At 60.1% G+C, this 21302-nt stretch carries 11 protein-coding genes, 1 tRNA gene and 2 pseudogenes; 3 read left to right on the plus strand and 11 right to left on the minus strand.

Annotation, left to right across the window (positions count from 1 at the left end):
- Positions 1 to 171 precede the first annotated feature (171 nt).
- The 3 genes from QPK32_RS16435 to QPK32_RS16445 all read right to left on the minus strand — a co-directional run bounded on the left by QPK32_RS16435 (position 172) and on the right by QPK32_RS16445 (position 4492).
- The gene (locus tag QPK32_RS16435; protein WP_290413868.1) at positions 172 to 723 is read right to left on the minus strand and encodes a septal ring lytic transglycosylase RlpA family protein; all 552 of its coding nucleotides are present in this window, start codon (positions 721 to 723) and stop codon (positions 172 to 174) included.
- Positions 724 to 834: 111 nt separating this feature from the next.
- Positions 835 to 1992 carry a YdcF family protein gene (locus QPK32_RS16440; protein ID WP_290413869.1) on the minus strand — a complete coding sequence of 386 codons (1158 nt, stop codon included), beginning with the start codon at positions 1990 to 1992 and terminating at the stop codon, positions 835 to 837.
- A 4-nt stretch (positions 1993 to 1996) separates the two neighbouring features.
- A complete protein-coding gene (locus tag QPK32_RS16445; RefSeq protein WP_290413870.1) occupies positions 1997 to 4492 on the minus strand; it encodes a TonB-dependent receptor in 2496 nt (831 codons plus the stop codon).
- 120 nt (positions 4493 to 4612) lie between these two features.
- Between QPK32_RS16445 and QPK32_RS16450 the strand changes: the two genes are divergently transcribed.
- The 3 genes and pseudogenes from QPK32_RS16450 (at position 4613) to QPK32_RS26710 (ending at position 7189) form a co-directional block, all read left to right on the plus strand.
- Positions 4613 to 5737 (plus strand): ROK family protein, encoded by a 1125-nt coding sequence (locus QPK32_RS16450; protein WP_290413871.1) that lies wholly within the window; start codon positions 4613 to 4615, stop codon positions 5735 to 5737.
- Between the two features lie 43 nt (positions 5738 to 5780).
- Positions 5781 to 6716 (plus strand): annotated as a pseudogene (locus QPK32_RS16455) (MFS transporter); the annotation flags it as partial.
- Positions 6717 to 6787: 71 nt separating this feature from the next.
- Positions 6788 to 7189, plus strand: coding sequence for an MFS transporter (locus QPK32_RS26710; protein ID WP_374046758.1), 402 nt, complete (start codon positions 6788 to 6790; stop codon positions 7187 to 7189).
- Between the two features lie 412 nt (positions 7190 to 7601).
- On the opposite strand, the gene QPK32_RS16460 is transcribed toward QPK32_RS26710, so the two are convergent.
- The 8 genes and pseudogenes from QPK32_RS16460 to rpoD all read right to left on the minus strand — a co-directional run.
- Positions 7602 to 8318: a M48 family metallopeptidase gene (locus tag QPK32_RS16460; RefSeq protein ID WP_290413873.1), complete on the minus strand. Its 717-nt coding sequence runs from the start codon at positions 8316 to 8318 to the stop codon at positions 7602 to 7604.
- Positions 8318 to 11470 carry a type I restriction endonuclease subunit R gene (locus QPK32_RS16465; RefSeq protein WP_290413874.1) on the minus strand — a complete coding sequence of 1051 codons (3153 nt, stop codon included), beginning with the start codon at positions 11468 to 11470 and terminating at the stop codon, positions 8318 to 8320. The genes QPK32_RS16460 and QPK32_RS16465 overlap by 1 nt, the downstream gene beginning before the upstream one ends.
- Complete coding sequence (locus tag QPK32_RS16470) at positions 11434 to 13305, minus strand: DUF262 domain-containing protein (protein ID WP_290413875.1); 1872 nt, start codon at positions 13303 to 13305, stop codon at positions 11434 to 11436. The genes QPK32_RS16465 and QPK32_RS16470 overlap by 37 nt, the downstream gene beginning before the upstream one ends.
- Positions 13302 to 14570 carry a restriction endonuclease subunit S gene (locus tag QPK32_RS16475; protein ID WP_290413876.1) on the minus strand — a complete coding sequence of 423 codons (1269 nt, stop codon included), beginning with the start codon at positions 14568 to 14570 and terminating at the stop codon, positions 13302 to 13304. The genes QPK32_RS16470 and QPK32_RS16475 overlap by 4 nt, the downstream gene beginning before the upstream one ends.
- A complete protein-coding gene (locus QPK32_RS16480; RefSeq protein WP_290413877.1) occupies positions 14561 to 16990 on the minus strand; it encodes an N-6 DNA methylase in 2430 nt (809 codons plus the stop codon). The genes QPK32_RS16475 and QPK32_RS16480 overlap by 10 nt, the downstream gene beginning before the upstream one ends.
- Positions 16991 to 17468: 478 nt before the next feature.
- Positions 17469 to 19247 (minus strand): reverse transcriptase domain-containing protein, encoded by a 1779-nt coding sequence (locus QPK32_RS16485; protein WP_290413878.1) that lies wholly within the window; start codon positions 19245 to 19247, stop codon positions 17469 to 17471.
- A gap of 173 nt (positions 19248 to 19420) precedes the next feature.
- A tRNA-Ile gene (locus QPK32_RS16490) sits at positions 19421 to 19497 on the minus strand.
- Positions 19498 to 20221: 724 nt separating this feature from the next.
- Positions 20222 to 21301, minus strand: a pseudogene (gene rpoD / locus QPK32_RS16495) (RNA polymerase sigma factor RpoD); the annotation flags it as partial.
- Position 21302 lies beyond the last annotated feature (1 nt).

Genomic DNA, 21302 nt, shown 5'->3' on the forward strand with positions numbered 1-21302 from the left:
ATATATCCGCATATCGGATAAACTGGATTTAGCCGACATCCAGATAAATAGCAGACGCCCGGCTAAACGATCGAACCAGCATAGTAGGTTGTCGAGCTGCAAAGTTGTCGGACTGTCGCCGCCGGCAAGAACTTACCAAGAGCAGCCATTGCTCGCCATGCACCAGCGCCCTTACGGCAAGATGACGTCGATCTCGACCAGCGCGCTACCCTTCGCCGCATAACCGAGCTTGGCGGCGGCCGCGTACGACAGATCGATGATCCTGTTCGAGTGGAACGGGCCGCGGTCGTTGACGCGGACGATGAGCGTTCGGCCGTTCTCGAGGTTGGTCACCCTGACATAACAGGGGATGGGAAGGATCGGATGCGCAGCCGTGAGCTTCAGCACGTCATAGGGTTCACCGCTTGAGGTCGGCAATCCCTGGTAACGGGTGCCGTACCAGCTCGCCACGCCGCGCGCGTGGTAGGGCGCCAATGTCGTCATCGGCCGGTAGCTGTTTCCCATGGCAACATAAGGCTTCAGGGTACCGGAGACGAACCGCTCTGCCCTGGGTACCGGCTCCTGGACGGCATCGATCTGCGCCTGCGTGACGCCTTTTGGCGGACCGTCGTTGAGGTAATAACCGCCACTGGCTTTCCTTGGCTTGACTTGTGCTGTCGAGCAGGCTGCAAGAGACAGCGCCAACGCGGCGACCAGCGCCGTTCTTGACCAGATAGATACCATACTTCTCATTGTTGCTTTCCACACGTTGTTCATCGCGCCCGGCGCGCCGGCCGAGTCTGGGATGATACATGTGGAACGGCAGAACGAAAAATCGTCCTGCCGCGAACGGGATCAGGGATCGAGCGGATCCCAGGGATCGACACGCAGCGAATGCAGCGACGGCGTGAACTCCACCTCGTACGGCGAGAACCGCGTCCCGAGCGTTCCGGGGTCATAGCCCAGCTCCGCCGGATTGCGCGCCGCGAACTCCGGGCTCGTGATGTAGCGGCTCTGGTCGGCGTTGGCGACGATCAGCGTCGGCTTGTCGAGCGGTGCGCCCATCGCGTGCAGGCGGCGCGTGGCATTGCGCAGGTTGGTCGTCGTGTGGCGCGCGTACGGTTCGATGACAATGCGCTCGGCCGGGATGTGGTAACGCTCGACCAGCGCCTTGCGCATCTCCACCGCTTCGACGAAATGCGATCCCTTCGGATGCACGGCCGCGCCGCTGGTGATGATGAAGGCGACGTCGCCCTGCGCGAAGCGTCGCGCCGCCAGTTGCAGGTGCAGTTTGCCGCGCGCGCTCAACGGAATCGTCGGGTTCTCCGGTCCCACACCCGGGATGATGATCGCGCTGTAGCGGTAGCGCTTCCAGTCGAGCGTGCGCGCCAGCGCGAACGGCGCCGCGTTATGGGCCGTGTCGAGCGGCTCGAAGGCCACGGCGTCGTGGCGCTCGTTGACGTCGATCAGCGCGATGGCCAGCGCGAGGCTCGGGTCCAGGCGCACGGCCGGATCGTTCTTGCCGGCGTCGGCCAGCCAGATGGCATCGGCCACGAGCGCCTTGAAGTCGGCGCCGCCGGTCTGCTCCACGGGGCCGTCGATCATCGGGTAACGCGTCTGGGTGCCGAAGCCATAGGTCTGCAGCACCGCGTTCAGGCCGCGCAGTTCGCGCACCACCTGGGCCTTGATGCCGTCGTCGGCGAGCACCGGCTGGTTGGCCGACGGCGGCACGGCGGCCGCCACCGCGTCCATTTCGGCATCGTTCCAGGTCGCGGCCAGGAACAGGCACTTGGGCGCCAGCTGGCACGCGTCGATGCGTTTCCGGCGCGCCTCCAGCACGGCGGCCAGCGCCGCCGGCGGCTGGCCGGCGCCGGCCTTGACGCTGGCGACGAAGGGGAACATGCGCGTGGCCATCAGCGCCCATTGCTGGTCGGCGGCCGGCGCGGCCTGCAGGGGAAGCGCCGCGAACGATACGGTGGCCAGTGCGGCCGTGGTCAGGAGTCGTTTGAACATCGGGTCACCATGCCTTGCTGATCGAGAAGCGGCCGCTGCGGCCGAACACGGGACGGCCGTAGATGGCCGTGCTGCTACCCTGCCCCGCCAGCGTATCGGTGCGGGTATTGCCTTCGGTGAGACCCTTGGCATTCGTCAGGTTGTCGCCGGTGAGCTGGAATTGCCAGTCGCCGCGCGTGAGCGTGATCCCCGCTCCCACCGAGTGGTACGCCGGCAGTTCGGTCGCCATGAAGAAGTCGACGTAGCGCTTGCCCGTGTAGGCATAGCTGCCGTAGACGTCGACCTGGTTGCCGGCGACGCTGAAGCTGTAGGTCGGGCGGACGTTGCCGAATACCTTGGGCTCGCGGATGATCTGGTTGCCGACCACCTTGGACGGATCGGCGCCGGTGGCGCTGACGAAGTTGCGGTACTGCGGATCCTGCAGCGTCAGCGAGGCGTTCACGGCGAAGCGGTCGGTGATATACCAGGCGCCGTCCGCTTCCGCGCCGCGCACGACGGCCTTGCCGAAGAACGGCACGGTCTGGTCGTTGCGGCCCGTGGCCGGGTTGAACGCCGCGAACGAGGCATTCAGCGGATCGAACTCCGTATAGAAGCCGGTGACGTACAGGTAGGACCGGCCGAAGGTGGCCTTGAAGCCCACTTCGTACTGGTCGGCCTTCGTGGTCAGCACCAACGGATCGACCGTCGACGCCACGTTCATCGTCGGCGGCACCTCGAGGTGCGACACGCGCGCGTAGCCGCCCAGGCGCGCGCTAAAGTCGTAGTTGGCGCCCAGCGTCCAGTTGGTCGTATGCGGTGTGTAGACATGCGATTGGCGCTGGCCCGTGAACGCGCGCGTGGTGTCGTCGGCCAGCGTGGCCGCATCGCCCAGGTTGGCCTGGCGGGTCAGCAGCGCGTAGCCGTCGTAGTGATAGCGCTCGGTGCGCACGCCGGCGTCCAGGCGCAGGCGATCCGTGACGTCCCAGGTGTCGTTCAGGTACAGCGCGCCCATGCGCGCATGCACGTCGCCCTGGTTCAACGTCGTCGCGTAGCGCAGCACGCCATTGTCCGTCACCGATCCCAGCACGGCGCCGTTGGCACCGTAGGCGACCAGGTCGAGGGTGCGCGGCTGGCCCTTCACTTCGATCAGCATGTCGTTGTAGACCGACTTGCTGGTGGTGGCGTAGACGCTGCCGTAGAAACCGGCCTTGACATCGTGGCTGCCCATGCCGGTATGGAAGGTGCGGGTGACATTGGCGTCGACCTGGTTCGACCGGAAGTCGGCGCCCGCAGCGCGGTACTGGCCCTGCATGACGAGGCCGGAGGCGCCATACGGATCGTAGGCCTGGCTGCCGTTCGTGCCCGCATAGGCGTAGCCCAGGTGGTCGACCGGACCGAAGGCCGTTTTCGCGGCGCCCAGGAAGCCGCTGGCGAAGGTGCGCGCGTCGACCGGGTTCGAGGTGGAATAGAACGCGTCGAAATCGAGGCTGCCCTTGGTCAGGCCGCCCTTGACGGAGAGCTGCCATGGCCCCAGTTCGCCGTCGTACTGCAGGCCGATGTTGCCGAACTCCAGGTGGCGGCCGTTGGCCAGGTCGCGCCGGTCGGTCTGCAGCGTCCCCGTACCGTCCAGGTATTTCTGCGGGACGTTGCGCAGCGCCGGCGAATTCAGCGTGCCCTTGAAGTAATCGATGTACGGGTCGAGCGACACGGACGGATTGCGCGGGTCGGCCGTCGGAATCGGCAGGTAGAAGACGTTGTGGTCGTTCAGGTAGTTGGCGCTGACCTTGAACGTGCCCGCATCCGTCACGCGCTTGATGTTGGCGCGGAGTTGGCCGCCCTGGTCGTTCGGGAAGCCGTTGTCGCGGTGGCCGTCGTCCTTGCGCACGAAGCCGCCGATCGCATAGAAGGTGCGGTCGTCGATCTTGCCGGACTGGTAGGCGTCGAGGCGCTTGAGGCCCGTCGTGCCGACCGTCAGCTGGGCCTTGCCCTTCGTCTTGTCCGTGCCGGTCACCGTCGTGTTGTTGACGATGGCGGCCGCCTGGCTGGCATAGATCGGCGCCGGACCGCCACGCACCACCTCGATGGACTTCGTCATCAGGTCGTAGCGGTTCATGCTGTCGCCACGGAAGAAGAAGCCGTTAATTTCGGTCATCAGCGGCAGGCCGTCCTGCTGGAACAGCGCGTAGCCGTCGTCGGTAGGAATGCCGCGCACACGCGTGACGTTCTGCACTTCGCCACCCGTGGCCTCGACCTGGATGCCGGGCATCTTGCCGAGCAAGTCCGCCATGTTCTGCGGCGCGAGCTTCTGGATGTCGCTTTGCGACAGCGCGTTGACTGCATAGGACACGTCGAAACGGCGCTGCGGACGCGCCGAGCCGGTGACGACGACGACCTGGCCGTCGCCCGTGTCGGCGCTGGCGTCCGCGGCCTGCGATGCCGGTGCGCTCTCCTGTGCGAAGGCCGGACAGGCCAGCGCGGCCAGTGCACAGCCGACGGCGACTGTCGTTTTCTTCCTGATCATGTATTACTCCTGGTCGATGGGTCGATATCGAGCCGCAGGATAAGGAGGAATTTTGACCGCTTTATTTATTACTTGTAAAATAAATAGATTAATCTCCTTGTCATGGATCGGGGTGGGACGATGAAGGCGACGCGCCTGCACCTGCTGTCGGAAGAAAAACGCCTGCTCTGGCATCTGCGCACGAAGGGCGCGATGCCGCGTACGGAGCTGGCGCTGGCGCTCCAAGTGAGCAACTCGGCACTGACGAAGCTGTCGCACAACCTGATCAGCCTGGGGCTGGTCGAGGAACGCGCCGCGGCCGACGCGCCCGCGCGCGGCCGGCCGACGGTCCCCCTCGGCATTGCCGCCACGGGCGGTTTCGCGGCGGGTGCAACGGTGCACAAGGGCGTGCTCGAGATCGCGCTCGTCGATTTTGCTGGCGGCATCATCGCCCTCAGCAGCGAGCAGGTCGGCGCGCCCGATCCGGCCGAATTTGCCGGCATCCTGGAACAGCGCATCCACGCCCTGTCGGTGCAGCACCGGCTGCTGGGCATGCGCTTCCTCGGCATCGGCATCGGCGTGCCGGGACCGGCGATGACACGCATGGGCGAGCGCTGGCATACCGTCATGGAACTGCCGGGATGGCGCGACGTGCCCCTGCGGCGCATGCTCGACGAGGCGCTGGGGACGACCGTCCTGCTGGAAAACGACGCCAAGGCGGCGGCGCTGGCCGAGTACTACCTGAACGGCACCGTGGGCAAGGCGGCGACCGTCGTCCTGATCCTGCTGGGCTACGGCATCGGTGCCGGCGTGATCGAGGAAGGCCGCCTGGTCCGGGGCGAGTTCGGCGGCGCGGGCGAAATCGGGCGGCTGTATCCTGGCGACGCGCCGCGCCCGAGCACGCTGGACCTGCTGTCCGTGCTGCGCGCAGCCGGCTGCCCCATCGAGTCGGTGGCACGCTTCGACGAACTCACGGACGGCTACGCCGACGTCATCGAACGATGGCTGGACCGCGCCGCCGGCCAACTGGAAGGACTCGTCAACGGCGCCATCGCCTGGTTCGACCCGGACGACATCGTGTTTTCCAGCCCGCTGCCGGAATGGGTCGTGGCGCGCCTGGCGGCGCGCCTGAACGCCCTGCCCCTGCGCTGGCCGGACTACCGGGAACGCGGCCAGGTACGGGTGTCCAAGCTGGGCGGCAGCGCCATCGCGCTGGGCGCCGCGCTGCTGTCGATCCATGCGGCGACCGCCCTCGTGCACCAGTAGCGCGTACATCGAATTGTCATCGTCGTCGCGTAGTATCGGCGCGATGCCAGAACGTGGATCCACCATCGCCCAGCTGAAGAACGACCGCCACGTCATCGGCTACGCGTCGGGCAACTTTGGCAAGGCGATCTTCCTCGGCAGTATCGACGTCACGCTGCTGTTCCTCCTGACCGACATCATCGGGATGCCGGCCCACGACGTCAGCCTGCTCATGCTGGTCGTGCTCGTGGGCGATCTCGCGTTCGACCTCGGCGCCGGCGTCGTGGCGGTATGGGCCGAACGCCACGGCATCGACTATCCGCGCCTGATTGCGCTGTGCGTGGTGCCGTGCTCTCTTGCGTTCGGCGCGCTGTATGCGCTGCCGCTGCTGCACGTGAAGACGTTTGCCCTGATCGCCGCCCTGCTGCTGGCGCTGCGGGCCACCTTCGCACTGATCGACGTTCCCCACAACACCCTGCTGGCCCGCGTGACGACCGACAGCCACGCGCGTGGACGGGCGTCGGGCTACCGCACGCTGTTCAGCGCCAGCGCATCAATCGTCGTGGCCACGGTCGTCGCACCGGCGATGCACGTCGCCGGGAACGCGTCGACCGCCGGACGCATCGCCTGGCTGGGTGTCGGCGCCGGTTTGCTGTTCTGCGCGACGCTGCTGGTCTCGGCCTGGTCGTCCCATGCTGCATGCCGTACGCGCCACGCGCCGCCCGCGCCTGCACCCGCGCGACGCCTGGTGCCGAAACCCGACCGGCTGTATGGCGCGCTCGCGGCGGTGGCGCTGGTCACCGGCTTCGCGATACCGATGTTCGGCAAGACCCTGCTCTACCTGTGCACCTATGTCCTGCAGGATGGCGCCTTCGCAGGCCACGTGCTGCTGACGCTGGCCGTCAGCCAGATCGCCGGCGCGACGCTCTGGACCGCGCTTGTGCGACGCCATGACAAGACCAAGTTGCTCGCGGCTAGCCACGCCGTCGTCGCCGCCGGCATCGTCTTGTTCGCGCGGCGGGCACGCATCGTCCATTGCTGTACGCATGCGCCGCGCTGGCGGGCATCGGATTGGCGGGCGTCTTCATGCTGCCGTGGGGGATCCTGGCGGACATCATCGACTTCGCTGAATTCCGTTACCGCGAGCGGCGCGAGACCATTGCGTTTGCCCTCATGCTGGTATTGCTCAAAGGTGGTGGCGCGGCGGCGCTGGCGACCGTTGGGTGGACGCTGGCGGCGCTGGGATATGTGCCGGGCACTGCGCAGTCGCCCGAGGTTGTGCTGGGCATGAAGGGGCTGGCTTTCGGCGTGCCGGTGTTGGGTGCTGTGGTTGCGATTGGCGTGCTGCTTTGCCTGGATATCGGACACGCGCGGCATGCGCGCGTGAGGTGGGTGAACGGCGAGCGGCAGCGGCGGTCGATACGGTGCCTGGAAAAGCATCAGGGGCTTAGCGAATTTCACTCAAGCCCCTGACGTTACGATGGATGTTTTGGTAGGCCTCCCCGGAGTCGAACCGGGCACCAACGGATTATGAGTGCGTCTTGGACGTTGCGATCGATCGTCACTGTACGTCAGTTCAACGGCTTGCGTTGGAAAAGACCGTTGCAAACCGTCACTGCACGCATGTGAACTGAACGAAATCTGGACGGTTTCTGGCTCAATCACTAAGCGAAGCTAAAAACACTCGGCGTTTACTTACGCCCCCATGTCACTAAACGATCAAGCAAGGACGAGTATTGCGCAGTCCGTGGGAACCAGTCACTAAGAACGTAAAAGCTCGACCATGGAGGCCAGGCTAAGTGCCTGATTTTGCAGGTAGCGGCAGCAGGACTTAAACCCGCTACATGATGATTAAGAATCTCTACAGTGAGCCCGATCGCAAACATCACCGTCCCCAGCTTTGGTGTCCTAAAGGCAGGGCATTTAGCTCAGCACGTGACTCACGCCAGCGCGGCCAGTGTTGGTCAAGTAGAGTGACAAAGCGTTCGTTGTGTGTTGGCTCAAGCAAGTGAAGCATCTCATGCACCACGACATACTCCACAAGATCCTTGGGCTTCTTCACCAACTCGGTGTTGAGACGAATGTTGCCTGCACGGTGATTGCAACTGCCCCACTTGGTTTTCATGCGCTGTAGGAAGTAGCCCGCCACTTGCACACCCAATATGGGCTCCCATTTCGCGATCAGCTGCGGCACCAACGCATGCAGTAGGGATTTGTGCCAAGCATGCATCACCTCAGCACGTTTAGCCAAATCGTGCCCAGGGCGCACTGAAAGCGTGATGCGCTTGTGGTCCAATTTGACGAAGGGCGTCACGTCAGCTTCTACTACGGTCATCAGATGGCGGCGCCCCCATAGCTCATGGCTCTCACGCTCACGGAACTGGCGAGGTGTCTCGCGCGCTTGGGCTTTGAGTGTTTCCTGCTGCTGGCGAATCCACGCGAGCTTGGAGATGGCATACGCGCGGGCCACCTCTGTACGAGTGCTCTGCGGGGCCACCAGGCTGACGCGTCCATCTGGCGGATGTACGGTGAGGTGTACGTTTTTTACGCCCTTGCGGATCAATTCGATCCTTAGCACCCCCAAGACAATCTCTTCGCTCATCAGTACCCTGGCTGGTTCTTGATGATCTCGAATATGGCCAGGGTGGCAGCCTTGTTCTTCTTCATGATCGGATAGATGGCATTCAGCACTTGGGCCTCCCGCGCAGAGTCACCTTTCCAGTCCGCCGGCGCCTTCTCACGAATAGCTTTGTCCAGCATCAGCGCCAAGGCTAAGTATTCGTCGCCATATGGCGCCGCGGGTTCCGCCACAGTGTTCTCCGGCACAGCGGCCAGGATGCTAGGCAAGTTGTTGTACAGGACTGCCGCCTCCTTATTGCCTTGAAGTGCGGCCGGTAACGTGTTGCTGTCTTGGCCGTGACTGCCCAGCTTTTTAGCCAAAGCTTCGGCGTTCTTCAAGAACTCCTCATAGCTCTCTGTATCGTCTCGCTTCTGCTTGATCAGGTCTTCCAGCAGCTTTGACATCTGTTCATAGAACTTCGGATCAGTCAACTCGTCACGGATGATGGTCTTGCGGACGTTGTTGATAATACCTTCCGCAATCGCGTTGCGCGATAGCTTGCCCTTCTCGTTGAGTTTCTTGGCAATCGCATCGTGGATGCCTGTTTCGATGATCAGCTCGGTCAAGGACAGCGAACTCAAGTCACCCAGCAAGTCCGCCGGATCGGCCTGGATGTATGTATTGATGAGGTGGCGCATGTCCGCCTCAAAAGGCTTAATGTCCAGTTCCTCTCCAGAGTGGTTCTTGATCGCGGCGCGCGCCTCGCTGTAAAAGGCCGTCTCCTTCTCGAAGGTCTCGATCTGTTTCGCGCTGTAGCCCGCCTCATCCAAGTTCTGTGCCAAGTCCGCATAGGCGCGCACATAGGCCGCTACAGCCTTGTAGAAGGCAATGCGCAGTGGCTCGGTGTCGCTCAGCGCGGCTGCATCTGCCACACTGCCGCAGAAATAGTGAATGTGCTGCTCAATGCCCTGCGGTTGCTTGACCGGCGCGCAAAGGTAGATCAGCGCCTCGCGTGCTGCATCGAGCTTGGTCTTGCCCTCGTCGCGCCAGTCCTTGACGATCACGTTGCCGTCGTCGCCGCAGGTCTCCGTGTCCAGCTCATCCGAGGTGTAGACTGCAATCGCGTTCTGCACTTTGCTGAACAATTCCTTGTAGTCGACGATATGACCGTAGTCCTTGTCCTCGCCGTCCAGCCGATTTGTGCGGCAGATGGCCTGAAACAGGTTGTGGTCACGCAGCTCGTTGTCCAGGTAGATGTAGGTGCAGCTGGGCGCATCGAAGCCGGTCAGCAGCTTGCTCACCACGATCAGCAGTTTGAGGTTGGCCGGTTCCTTGATGAAGCGGCGCTTCATCTCTGCCTCATACTGGGTGGTCGTCTGGCCCCCCTTCAGAACATGCTGGGTGTAGGTGTCGAATTTATAGCGTTCATCACTATCCTTGGGCTCTTGCGAGATAGCGTTGTGGTTCGGCTCGAACGAGGTGATGATCCCGCAGTGCTTGCCAAAGTTCGTATTCTGGAACAACCGGTAGTAGTGGCAGGCGTCATAGATCGAGGCCGCCACCAGGATCGCTGTGCCGCGGCCGTTGCTCAGCCTGGTCCGAACGCCGAAATCGTGAATGATGTCGGCCAGAATGCGCTGTTTGCGCTCACCCGAACTCATCAGCTCTTCCATCGTGGCCCAGCGCTTGCGGAGCATCGACTTCTGGTAGTTGTTGAGGCCCTTGGCGGCCTTCTCAAACCAGTCGTCCACCGCCTTGGGCGAGGTCAGGCGCTGCGGCACCGCACGGGCCTCGTACTTCAAGTCCAGCACCACCTTGTCGGCCACGGCCTCGTTGAACTTGTAGGTGTGGATGAAGCTGCCAAACACGTCGCGCGTGGTCTGCCTGTCGCGGCGCAAGAGCGGCGTTCCGGTGAAGCCGATGAAGATGGCGCTGGCCAGCCAGCGCTTCATCTGCTTGTTCATGTCGCCGCCCTGGGTGCGGTGGCATTCGTCCACAAACACGTAGAAGCGACCCGCCAGCTTGGGCGGCTCGCCCTTCAGATCGGACGCGTCGATCTTGTGGATCAGTGCGCACATCAGCCGCGGCGATGCGGAGCCCAGCTTCTCTACCAAGTCGCGGCGCGATTGAATGCGGGGCGACGGCGCCTCCGCCCCGATCACCCCGGCGTTCTTCATGACGCCCTCGATCTGCTTGTCCAGCTCATCCCGGTCCGTCACTATTAGAATGCGCGCATCCGGGTCGTGTTCCAGCAACCACTTGGCAATCAACACCATCAGAATGCTTTTGCCACTGCCCTGAGTGTGCCAGATCACGCCGCCTTCCTGCTTATTGATTCGCTCCTGCGCGGCCTTCACGCCTTCAAATTGATGCAGGCGCGGCACCTTCTTCTGACCCGCATCGAAAATCACGAAGTTGCGCAGCAGGTCCAGCAGTCGAGCTGGGGCCAGCATCTGGCTGAGCGGCCTGTCCAGTAACTCACCTTCGGAAGGGGCAGTGGTGTCGCTACCCACCCGGTGGTGCTTCCATTCGACGAAGAACTTTTCCGGCGTGCCCGTGGTGCCATAGCGCAGACCTTGCGAATCGCTGCCTGCCAGCACCAACTGCACCGTGCTGAAGAAGCCCAGGTTGAAAATCTCTTCCTGGTTCGTGATGAGCTGGCGAATGCCATTGGCCACGTCCACCGAGCTGCGCTTGAGTTCCACTACCGCCAGCGCGATGCCATTCACGTAAAGCACGATGTCGGGCCGGCGCTCGTGCCCACCTTTGAGGGTAACCTCCTCGGCCAGCGCGAATTGGTTGTTCGCCGGCGTGGCCCAGTCGATAAGGTGAACCGTCTCATGCGGCATCCCCGCCGCTACTTGCACCGGCACGCCATAGCGCAGCAGCTGGTAGGTACGCAAGTTGGCTTGATAGAGCGTAATGCCGGTAGCGTCTGCTGCAGCCATCAACTTTTGGATGGCCTGCGAGACGTGCACCTCCGAATAGCCGCGCGACATCAGGTTCTCGCGCAGGTACGCCGCCTCGATGCACCGGTTGTCCGCCCGCTTGCTCCAGTCGCCCAGGTTGGCATAGCCCAGGCCACCAGCCGGGACCGGCGCGCAGATCCACTTGACGATACGGTTTTGAGTCACGCGTTCGGGGCGTAGTGGCGGGGTCATATGGCGGCTTCCTGCAAGCGCTGTGGTGACCATACGAGCTCCACCAAGGCGGCCACCAACTCGCGCCGGGCTCGCTGTTCTTGCTTAGTAAAGTTGTCGAAGGCCTTGAACGGCAGCTGATGGACAGCAGCAAACTGCCGGAATTGGGGTTGATGCTGGTAGGCGCTGGCGTCGAGGCTGGCCGCATAAAAGTTCTGCTTGGCGTAGTGCGCGCGCTTATGGGCGAAGGGCTTGTCCTGCAGGCTGCGGTTCACGTCGGCCGGCAGCAACAGTAGCGAGGCGACGTGGTTGCGCCACTCCTGGAACTCCTGCTCGTCCACAAAGTTCGCCTCCACCGCGTCAAAGTTGTCGGCCCAAATGTGCTCGATGTCGAACGGATTCTTGACCTGGCGGTTGACCAGTTTGTCGAACGACTCGGTGCGTCCCGAGCCGGCCTCGGTCGTCGCCGTCAGCCGCGCCAGCAGGTGGTAAATGTAGCGACGGCTAAACTGGTTCAGCCCCAATCCATCGATGCCGATGCGGCCTCTGGCTTCGCTGCCCGCAAAGGTTACATCGTCCTCCGCCAGCTTGTGGCTCAGTACGTCCACCAACTCGGCCAACGGCTTGCGACGGATGTCGCGGCACAGCAGCCACATCGCGTACGAGACACTGGAATACCCAACACGGATGTAGTTCACCGCCCGGCGCATCAGCCAAATATCCAGGTAGGTGGCCGTAACGGCCAGCTTGCGGCGCACTGTCTCGTCGTCATCCGTCTCAACTAGCGGCGCCAACACCACTGTGCCCTGCCACGTAAAATCATTGTGAGCGTTATAGTAGATTGCCTCAAGGCCCGGGGTGTAGTGCCTGCTGGCGTCCAAGATGCGCCGATAGGCTTTGGCAAAGAAAGGAAAGCTCTCGGCCATCAGTTTCTGGTTGGCCTGTGCCTTGCCCAGGCCCAGTTGCACGCTGTGGTCGCGCACCCACCGATGAAAAACCGAGCCGATCAGCTCCCAGTCCTTGTCCACGGCGCCGGCCTTGCGTTCGCGCGTGCTCTCGGCGTACTGCGCGCGCAGCCAGGCCTTGATGCAGTTCGCGTCGCGCTCGGGCTCGTGGCTGCCGCCCCAGGAGATCAACTCCAGCACCTGCTGCTTCCAGCTCTGGTTGGCCTGCACTCGGGCCTGAGGCTCTTCAATCGGAGCCAGTAGGTAGGCCTTGAGCATGTCCACCGGGCTCAGTGGCTTGCCCCGGTCGTTCATGGTCTCGAAGATGGCGTAGGCATAGCTGTCGTTGTCGGTGGCGATCTCGATCAAGCCCACCCGCGTCAGCAACCAGTAGATGAAATGCGGCAACGCGTCGTCCAGCTCGGCCAGCAGGTCGTTGGCCTCGATGTCACCGTACCGGGCGTACATGGTCCGGATAGATTCGTCCTTGCCGTCCGGGTTATAGCTCTGGCCCTGGAACAGCGCTTGGATGACCGGCAGGCGCTCGGGGATGTCGAGGTTGAACTTGGGCTGGCCCAGGTTGTCGCTAAAGATCAGCGGCGCCATCGTCTTGGACACCGGCAAACCCTGCACTTCCGCCAAGCGGTAAAGGCAGATCAACAGCAGCGTTAGCGAGGTCACCCGCTGCTGGCCATCGATCAGATAGTTCTTGCCATTGCGTTTGCTGACGATGATGGAGCCGAGGAAATACTCGCCGTAGCCGCTTACTGCAGGGGTTTCATCGCCGGGTTTGTAGTGGCTGAAGAATTTGGCCTGCAGGTCCGACAGCAGTTCGTCGATGTTCTCCTTCTCCCACTTGTACTCGCGCTGGTACTCGTCGATGGAGAACGACTGACTTTGAAGCAACTGCTGCACGCTGCGGTAATGTGGTGTGATGGCGCTCATATCAAACGAGTCCTGCCGGTGAGCAGTTCTTGCATCATGCCTTGCTTTAAGGTTTGGGTCTTGGCTAGACGAGCGTCAAGGGTAGCCAGCTCGGCGTCCATATCGGAGAGGACGGCTTCAATAGCGGCTTGTTCTGCTACCGGCGGCAACTCTATTGGCATCTGAGCCAACTGGTTGCCGTTGATCCCAGGCTGACCGCTTCTCATAGAAACGTACGTCACCCAATTCCAGTAAGCCTCACTAGTGGCATAGGCCGCGAGATATTTCGGATTTAGGGAAGCCGAATCTGGTCGAACTCGAATCAGAAACCCAGCAAATACCAAGGGACCGTCAGTCAGCCGATATCGGTAAGACTTACCCACACTTGCTCCAGTTCGGGCAAAAACGACATCGCCATCGCTTAGTAAGTATTGATCTGAAGCAGCTGAGTTTACAGATACACGTGGAGTCGGGTTAAAGCATCCATCTTCTGTAATATCTGTAATTCGGAGATAGGTCGGCAAACGATCAGAGTACTCAACTGCTGCCGAGTTAATGCCGTAATCAGGATGCGAGACCAAGCAATCCCCTAAGCGCTTCAACTTCCACGTACCACTAAACCCCGGCAGACGAGTTTGGCCAGTGAGGAGTTGCTGCATCGCGGCCTGTTTGATGTCGCGCTTCTTGGCGATCAGCCGCTCGAGCCCGGCAATCAGGGCATCGACTTCGCAGAGGGCGGTGGCGATGGCGCGTTGCTCCTCGACAGGCGGTGCGGGAAATGTGTAGCCGCGCAGGATTCCAAGGTTGGTATGGGGAACACCTGTCTGGATAGCGCTCAGGCCAATCTGCTTTTGTCCGACATTGCTGTTGAAGTAGTGATAGACATATGTAGGTTCATGTCGCATCCGGTCCAAGGTGAGTTTCATCTGACTCTGGGAGACGACATAGCTCTCATACGGTGCATGTGGAACAATAGCAACTTGGCCCAATGTGCCTCTCTGGGTGAATATTAGGTCCCCACTGCGGGCAAGATTCGCAACCAGCGCTTTCGCCTTTTTTTGCGAAACGAAGGCAAATTCTCCATCGACGAACTTGCCAGACATGTTCTGGCCCCGAATGACTGGTACGCCGTTGGCCACGTAGTCTGCAGAAACAAGGTCTGATCCAAATGGGCCGCCGACGATGGCGTTAGAGGTGTTCGCAGCAGCATCTTGGATGGTCAAAATTCGCCATTCCGCTGGGTAGTCGGGATCCTGGGCTACGCCCTCGCTGATCGTCATGCCCATACTACGCCCATCCGCTTCAGGTGCCCACCCACCTTGGCTGACAAGGTCTCCACCTCGTCCACCATGGCGGGCAGCGGTATAGCGTAGCGCTCAGCCAGTTCGCGAATGCGACGGGTTAGCGTCTGGCTTACGCGATCGAGTTCGGCTCGCAGATCAGCGGCCAAATGGGCCAGCCACTTGTCATTCACCACCAACCGCTGAATGTCGCTGACGCTGAGCTTAGCGTACTGGTCATGGGCCAGTTGGTCCAGCTGGGCATCCAGCTCCTTTACGGCCTTCTTCAGGGCCGCTTCATCACTGCTGAGCTTGAGCCAGTCTTTCAACACCTTCAGTTCGACGGCACCGTCCGGATCGGCACCAATTTCCTGGATGCGCTCCTTGACAGCAACCGCGTTGATCTTATCGAAACCACTAAACACGGCATCGTCACCGCTGTGCTCTTCCTCCAGCTCGGTGATCGCGCTGCTCGCCGCGCCCAACTCGGCCTGCTTGGCGTCCAGAGCCGCCTGCTCCGCAGCGAAATAGCGCGCCACGATCAGCGGCTTGGGCACCAGCTCGCAGGCCCAACCCTTGTCCTTCTTCTTGCCTTTCTTGTCGGTTTCGATGATGCGTGCCGGCTTGGCCATCCAGCCGTCCAGGGCGATCGCATAGACGTCGTCTTGCATCACCTGCGCCCAATAGTCCATCAAGTGCTGATAAACGCTGTAGGCATCGATCAGCGGCGCGGACTTGACGCTGGCCAGCAGGTCTTCTGACAGCAGCTCAATAAAGGCCTTGGGGTGGTCGCCCTGCTTGATGCCCTTCATGCGCGGCTCGTTGCGGATCTGCCAGTCGGCAAAGCGCTCGGTCACGGTGGCCTGAAAGGCGCGGAACTCGGCATGCCCCAGAATTGCGGCCTTGATCTCGGCTACGGGTTGCTGGAGCTGGCTATAGCCCTCGCGCAGCGGCGCAAACAGTGCAGCGCGCAGCGCCGGCATCACCTGCCAGTAGGGGGCCAAGGCGCTGGCGGCGCCGAAAAGGTCGCGGTTCGGGATGCCGCCATTCAAGTGCGCGTCGAGGTCCTGGATGTCTTCAGTCTCAGTGCTGTCGATGTAGCGCGGCAGGTTGAGGTTGTAGTCGTTCTTCTCGCTGGCGATCTCGCTGAGTGGCACCATGCGGGCGTAGCCGGGCACGTCGTCCAGCTTCTGAAAGCTGTCGACGATACGGTGTATATCTTGCTCGCGCAGGCGGTTCTTGTTGCCGTCCTTGATGAAACCCTTGCTGGCGTCAATCATCATCACGCCCTTGCGGGCGGCGGCGTTTTCCTTGTCCAGTACCAGGATGCAGGCAGGAATCCCGGTACCGTAAAACAGGTTGGCCGGCAGGCCGATGATGCCCTTGAGGATGCCGCTACTGACCAGTTGCCTGCGGATGATGGCTTCCCCATTACCGCGGAACAGCACGCCATGCGGCAGGATGCAGGCCGCCTTCCCGTTGGCCTTCATACTGCGGATGATGTGGAGCAGGTAGGCGTAGTCGCCCTGTTTCGTGGGCGGTGTGCCCCAGGTGAACCGCTGGTAGGGATCTTCGGTGGGGAGGAGTCCCGTGCTCCACGCCTTGTCCGAAAACGGCGGATTCGCTACCACATAGTCGTAGGTGCGCAGTTGCTCGCCATCCTTGAACTTGGGGTTGGCCAGCGTGTTGCCACTGAGGATGTTGGCCGTCGGGAAGTCGTGCAGGATCATGTTCATCCGCGCGAGGCCGGCGGTGCTCACGTCCTTTTCCTGGCCTTCCAGCGTGATGTGCTTGCCGGCCTCGGCGGCCACCTTCAGCAGCAGCGAGCCGGAGCCGCAGGTGGGATCGTAGGCGGTGGTGCTGGCCTTAGTGTTGGCGGGGGAGATGCCGATGACTTTTGCGATGACGCGGCTGACTTCGGACGGCGTGTAGAACTGACCCTTGCTCTTACCACTCTCGGTGGCGAAGTGGCGCATCAGGTACTCGTATGCATCGCCCAGGATGTCATCGTGCTCGGCGCGGTTCTGCGAGAAGTCCAACTCGGGCTTCTGGAAGATGCCCACCAGGTTGGTGAGGCGCTCCACCATCTCGGCGCCGGTGCCTAGCTTCTCGGGGTCGTTGAAGTTCGGGAAGTCGCTGCGCGCAAGGCGGCTGTTGGCATCGATCAGCGGCTGGATGATCTGGGTGTTGATCTTGTCGCCGATGTCGCTCTTGCCCTTGAGCGCGATCATGTCATTGAAACTGGCACCGGGCGGAATGACCACCGGCGGCGCGAAGTCGTCGCTGTCGGCATACTTGTCGCTAATGTACTTAATGAACAGCATGAACAGGACGTAGTCCTTGTACTGGCTGGCATCCATGCCACCGCGCAGTTCATCGCAGGAGGCCCAGAGGGAGGAATAGAGGTCTGACTTCTTGATCGCCATATATACGAATTAGTAGTGCAGATGCTTGGAAAGGCATCATTGCTTTGGAATTGCAGTATAACAAGGTCCTAAAAGCTTATTTAGGGATATCTCGGCCTGCATTGCGTGCTGAAGGGATTGGCATTACCAAAAAGAAAAACAAACAACACACAAGGCGTGCGGATGCTGTCCACACTTCAGTGAAGGGTGATAGCAAAAGGAAGTAACGATAGAGAAATGCCTACATAGTGCCTACACGGCAGTTCAGCATTGTGAGGAACAAGAGCCCACAGCAATGTAAGCTCTTGATTTTATTGGTAGGCCTCCGCGGAGTCGAACCGCGCACCAACGGAGTAGGATGGGTAGCCAACCCCTTTCATAGCGCGGCGAAGCCGCGCTATGCAGGAAGTCAACTACCTTCCTCCGAACGCAACGTGCAAGTTTCCAAGCATTACGCTCTCCATCAAGGCACGCTTTTACGCGAACTACGTCTTCCTCACTACCTCGCCGCTGCGATGGGGTCGTGCAAATCCGACAACTTAAGGCCGTCATATATACCCTTGTGAATTTTCACATGACAGGGCGTACATGCTGGAATCTGCTTTCTGTTCAGGATAGCCATGAGTCGATTGAACCCGGTCACCTTTTCCCCCATCTTCTTGACATGGCGTATGTGATGCATCGCCACCTTCTCGTCAGAACCACAAATCACGCAGTTCATCCAGAGTTTGCTTCGGGTACGCAGTGTTATGCTCTTCTGGAGAGCATAATCTGAACTGGGAACCTCGCCGATCTTGAATCTGGTCGGGTCTCGTTTCCAATCCACTACCGTCGGGAATGAAATGAAAGCTGTTTTAGCCTTCCGCTTCTTCTCGATCGCCAGCGCGTCACCAAATTTCTGGAAGATTCGTCTAACCGAAGTCCTATGCTTTCCAGCTAAGGTCTTCGCCGCTGAGTATTTCAGGATGTATTGAACCCTGCGTAGATCTGGATAGTTGTCTACGAAGCTATAGAAATTTATTAGCCCTCTCAGCACCGCTCCAGCCATCGATACGATTTGATCGTCGTCGAGGAACATCCATGCAGCCTTTCCGAGCGGACGCCCTTCAAGGTCGCAGAATCCCCTGGAACTCAGTCTGGTCACCAGCTTGTCGCACGGTGCAAACATTTGGGGTAACCATCCGGTAACCCGCTTTTGGTAGTTGCGACCGTTCTTATCAACGATACGAACCACCTTCTGCGAGTTAGCACCCACCTTAATTCTAGTACCCAAGAAGAAAGCCTCTTCGTCTTTGGCATGTCGAATGTGGGTCTTCTCCATGTTCAGAGTAAGTCCGAGCTTGTCCGCCATGAATGCTTTGATCTCATCACGGATTTGTACGGCCAGATGTTTTGGACCATTGATTCCCACACACCAGTCGTCCGCGTATCTTACGTACTTCATCCTAATAAACGATCCGTCGTCCCGCATGGGACTGGATTGCTTCTGGGCCGTAAGAAGGGCTTTCAACTCTTTGAGTAATTCCTTGCGTTCGTCGGCGTCTTGTCCGGGCTCGCCTAGCTTCGAGCGAACCTTTTCAATCTGCTTCTGACGGTAGTTATACTCGGTCGAGGTTCTTTTCTTATCCCCTTTTTCATGTGTTCCAATTAGACCTGCTACGAACTCATCGAGCTCGTGAAGGAAGATGTTACACAGGATAGGAGATACGATTGAGCCTTGGGGTGTACCAACGACACTGTCTACGGGTGTTTTGAACTCGTAGTAACCTGCCGTTAGTGCTTTCCTAATCAGGTTTATGAATCTTTCATCCTTGATCTTACGACGCAGAATGTTGATTAGGATGTCGTGGTCAATACAATCGAAGGCAGCCTTAACGTCACCTTCAATGATCCACGTCACTCCGCTCCAGTTGTTGCGGATAGACTTTAACGCTGTGTGGCAGCCTCGCTTGGCTCTGAAACCATGACTGTCGTCGCTGAAACTGCTCCCATAGGGGCTGTCGTACACAGCTTCGAGAATCATTCTCATGACCTCTTGTACGATCTTGTCCTGAGGAGGAGCGATACCTAGCGGACGGGTTTTACCATTTGCCTTGGGGATGTGAACACGTCGAGCACGAGAGAACTGGAAAGACTCGTCCTTGATGTTCGATATGATTCTCTCGATGGTCCTCAGAGAGAATTCATCGAGCGTAGTCCCGTCGGGGCCTGGCGTCATGTTTCCGGGGACACTTTTGAGCTTCTGATACGCCACGACATACAAGTCGGTTTTGTACATTAGCCTATATAGGTCTCCGTTGACCCAACCGGGTTTGGCGTTAAGTTTACGTAGTGTTTCTAGTCGTTCCAGGTCTTTATTACTCATCCGAGTAAACCTTTCCCTTCTATCGACTTCCTTGCGTCTTCGCTTTCCCTTGCCCCAGAGTTACCTGGGCTGTATAGGGTGTACTTTGGTAGGCCGTGCAGGACTTGAACCTGCGACCCCGGAATTATGAGTTCCTTGCTCTGACCAGCTGAGCTAACGGCCCAACATTTCTACCACAACGGGTACTATCGAATAGTCCGTTGCCGAATCGTTCCACTACGTTGCCGTAACTTCATCGATTCTACCTGAGTTGCATATCTCAACTCAAGCTTCTAGGGATTACTCCCCGTAGGCAATCCCGTAGTTAACACATTCTCGCGGTCCAGTTTTAGGTGTCCCATACATCCTTCTCATCCCTACTTGGGTGCCGGCTGACGAAGAAGCTTGAGAGGTATTCATAATCGCTACCGCTCATTCGTCAAGATGGACGTAAATATGCGTGTCCACCAGTTGCTCGTGATGCTCCGGTCGGATTAGGTTTCAGACAATCAGCCTTCACCATGACTGGCCTAACTGACAGACCTGTTAAGCTTGCATATTAGCTTTCGTCTGCCTTTTAACGGCATGCTGCAGTCCCCTTAAAGTTTCCTTTTCAGGTATCCTAGGGTTTACCTCCCTAGTAAGCCGCTGTTTTACCCACATTGCTTCAGTGGGGTGAAACTACTTCCACAACGAGAATGCGCCCTATCTACGGCGCACTTATGAGTCCGCTGCTCTAACCAGGCATGAGCTAGAGGCCCGAAACTGGTACGTACTTCTTCAACGGGGATGGACGCCAACTGCTCGCCACCCGGATCAGGCCATGTCAGGAAGACATGGATGACCCAAAGTGGCGAGAGGATATTGTGTTAGCGCTGGTCCGTCAAGCTTCTTGGCTGCACAGCGGCTCAGCCGCCGCTTCCCTCGAGGAAGCTCTTCAGCTTGTCGGAACGCGACGGGTGGCGCAGCTTGCGCAAGGCCTTCGCTTCGATCTGGCGGATGCGCTCGCGGGTCACGTCGAACTGCTTGCCGACCTCTTCCAGCGTATGGTCGGTCGACATCTCGATGCCGAAGCGCATGCGCAGGACTTTCGCTTCGCGCGGGGTCAGCGAGTCCAGCACGTCCTTCACGACACCGCGCATCGAGGCGTGCAGCGCCGCGTCCGAAGGCGCCAGCGTGTTGTTGTCCTCGATGAAGTCGCCCAGATGGGAATCGTCGTCGTCGCCGATCGGCGTTTCCATCGAGATCGGCTCTTTCGCGATCTTCATGATCTTCCGGATCTTGTCTTCCGGCATTTCCATCTTGACCGCGAGCGTTGCCGGATCCGGCTCGGCGCCCGTCTCCTGCAGGATCTGGCGCGAGATCCGGTTCATCTTGTTGATCGTTTCGATCATGTGCACCGGAATACGGATCGTGCGCGCTTGGTCCGCGATCGAGCGGGTAATGGCCTGGCGGATCCACCACGTCGCATACGTCGAGAATTTGTAGCCGCGACGGTATTCGAACTTGTCCACCGCCTTCATCAGGCCGATATTGCCTTCCTGGATCAGGTCGAGGAATTGCAGGCCGCGGTTCGTGTACTTCTTCGCGATCGAGATGACCAGACGCAAGTTCGCTTCGGTCATTTCGCGCTTGGCCTTGCGCGCCTTCATTTCACCGGCCGCCATCTGGCGGTTGATGTTGCGCAGGTCAGGCAGCGGCAGGACGACGCGCGCCTGCAGGTCGATCAGGCGTTGCTGCAGTTCCTTGATCGTCGGGATGTTGCGGCCGAGGATCGCGCTATAGGCGTGGCCGGCGTTCACTTCGCCGTCGACCCAGTCGAGGTTCGTCTCGTTGCCCGGGAAGACCTTGATGAAGTGGGCGCGCGGCATGCCGCAGCGGTTCACGGCCACGTCCAGGATCTGCTTCTCGATGTGGCGCACTTCGTCGACCTGGCCGCGCAGGGTGTCGCACAGCTTTTCGACGACTTTCGCCGTGAAGCGGATGCCC

It is taken from the genome of Massilia sp. YIM B02763 (assembly GCF_030412015.1).
Classification (GTDB): Bacteria; Pseudomonadota; Gammaproteobacteria; order Burkholderiales; family Burkholderiaceae_D; genus Telluria.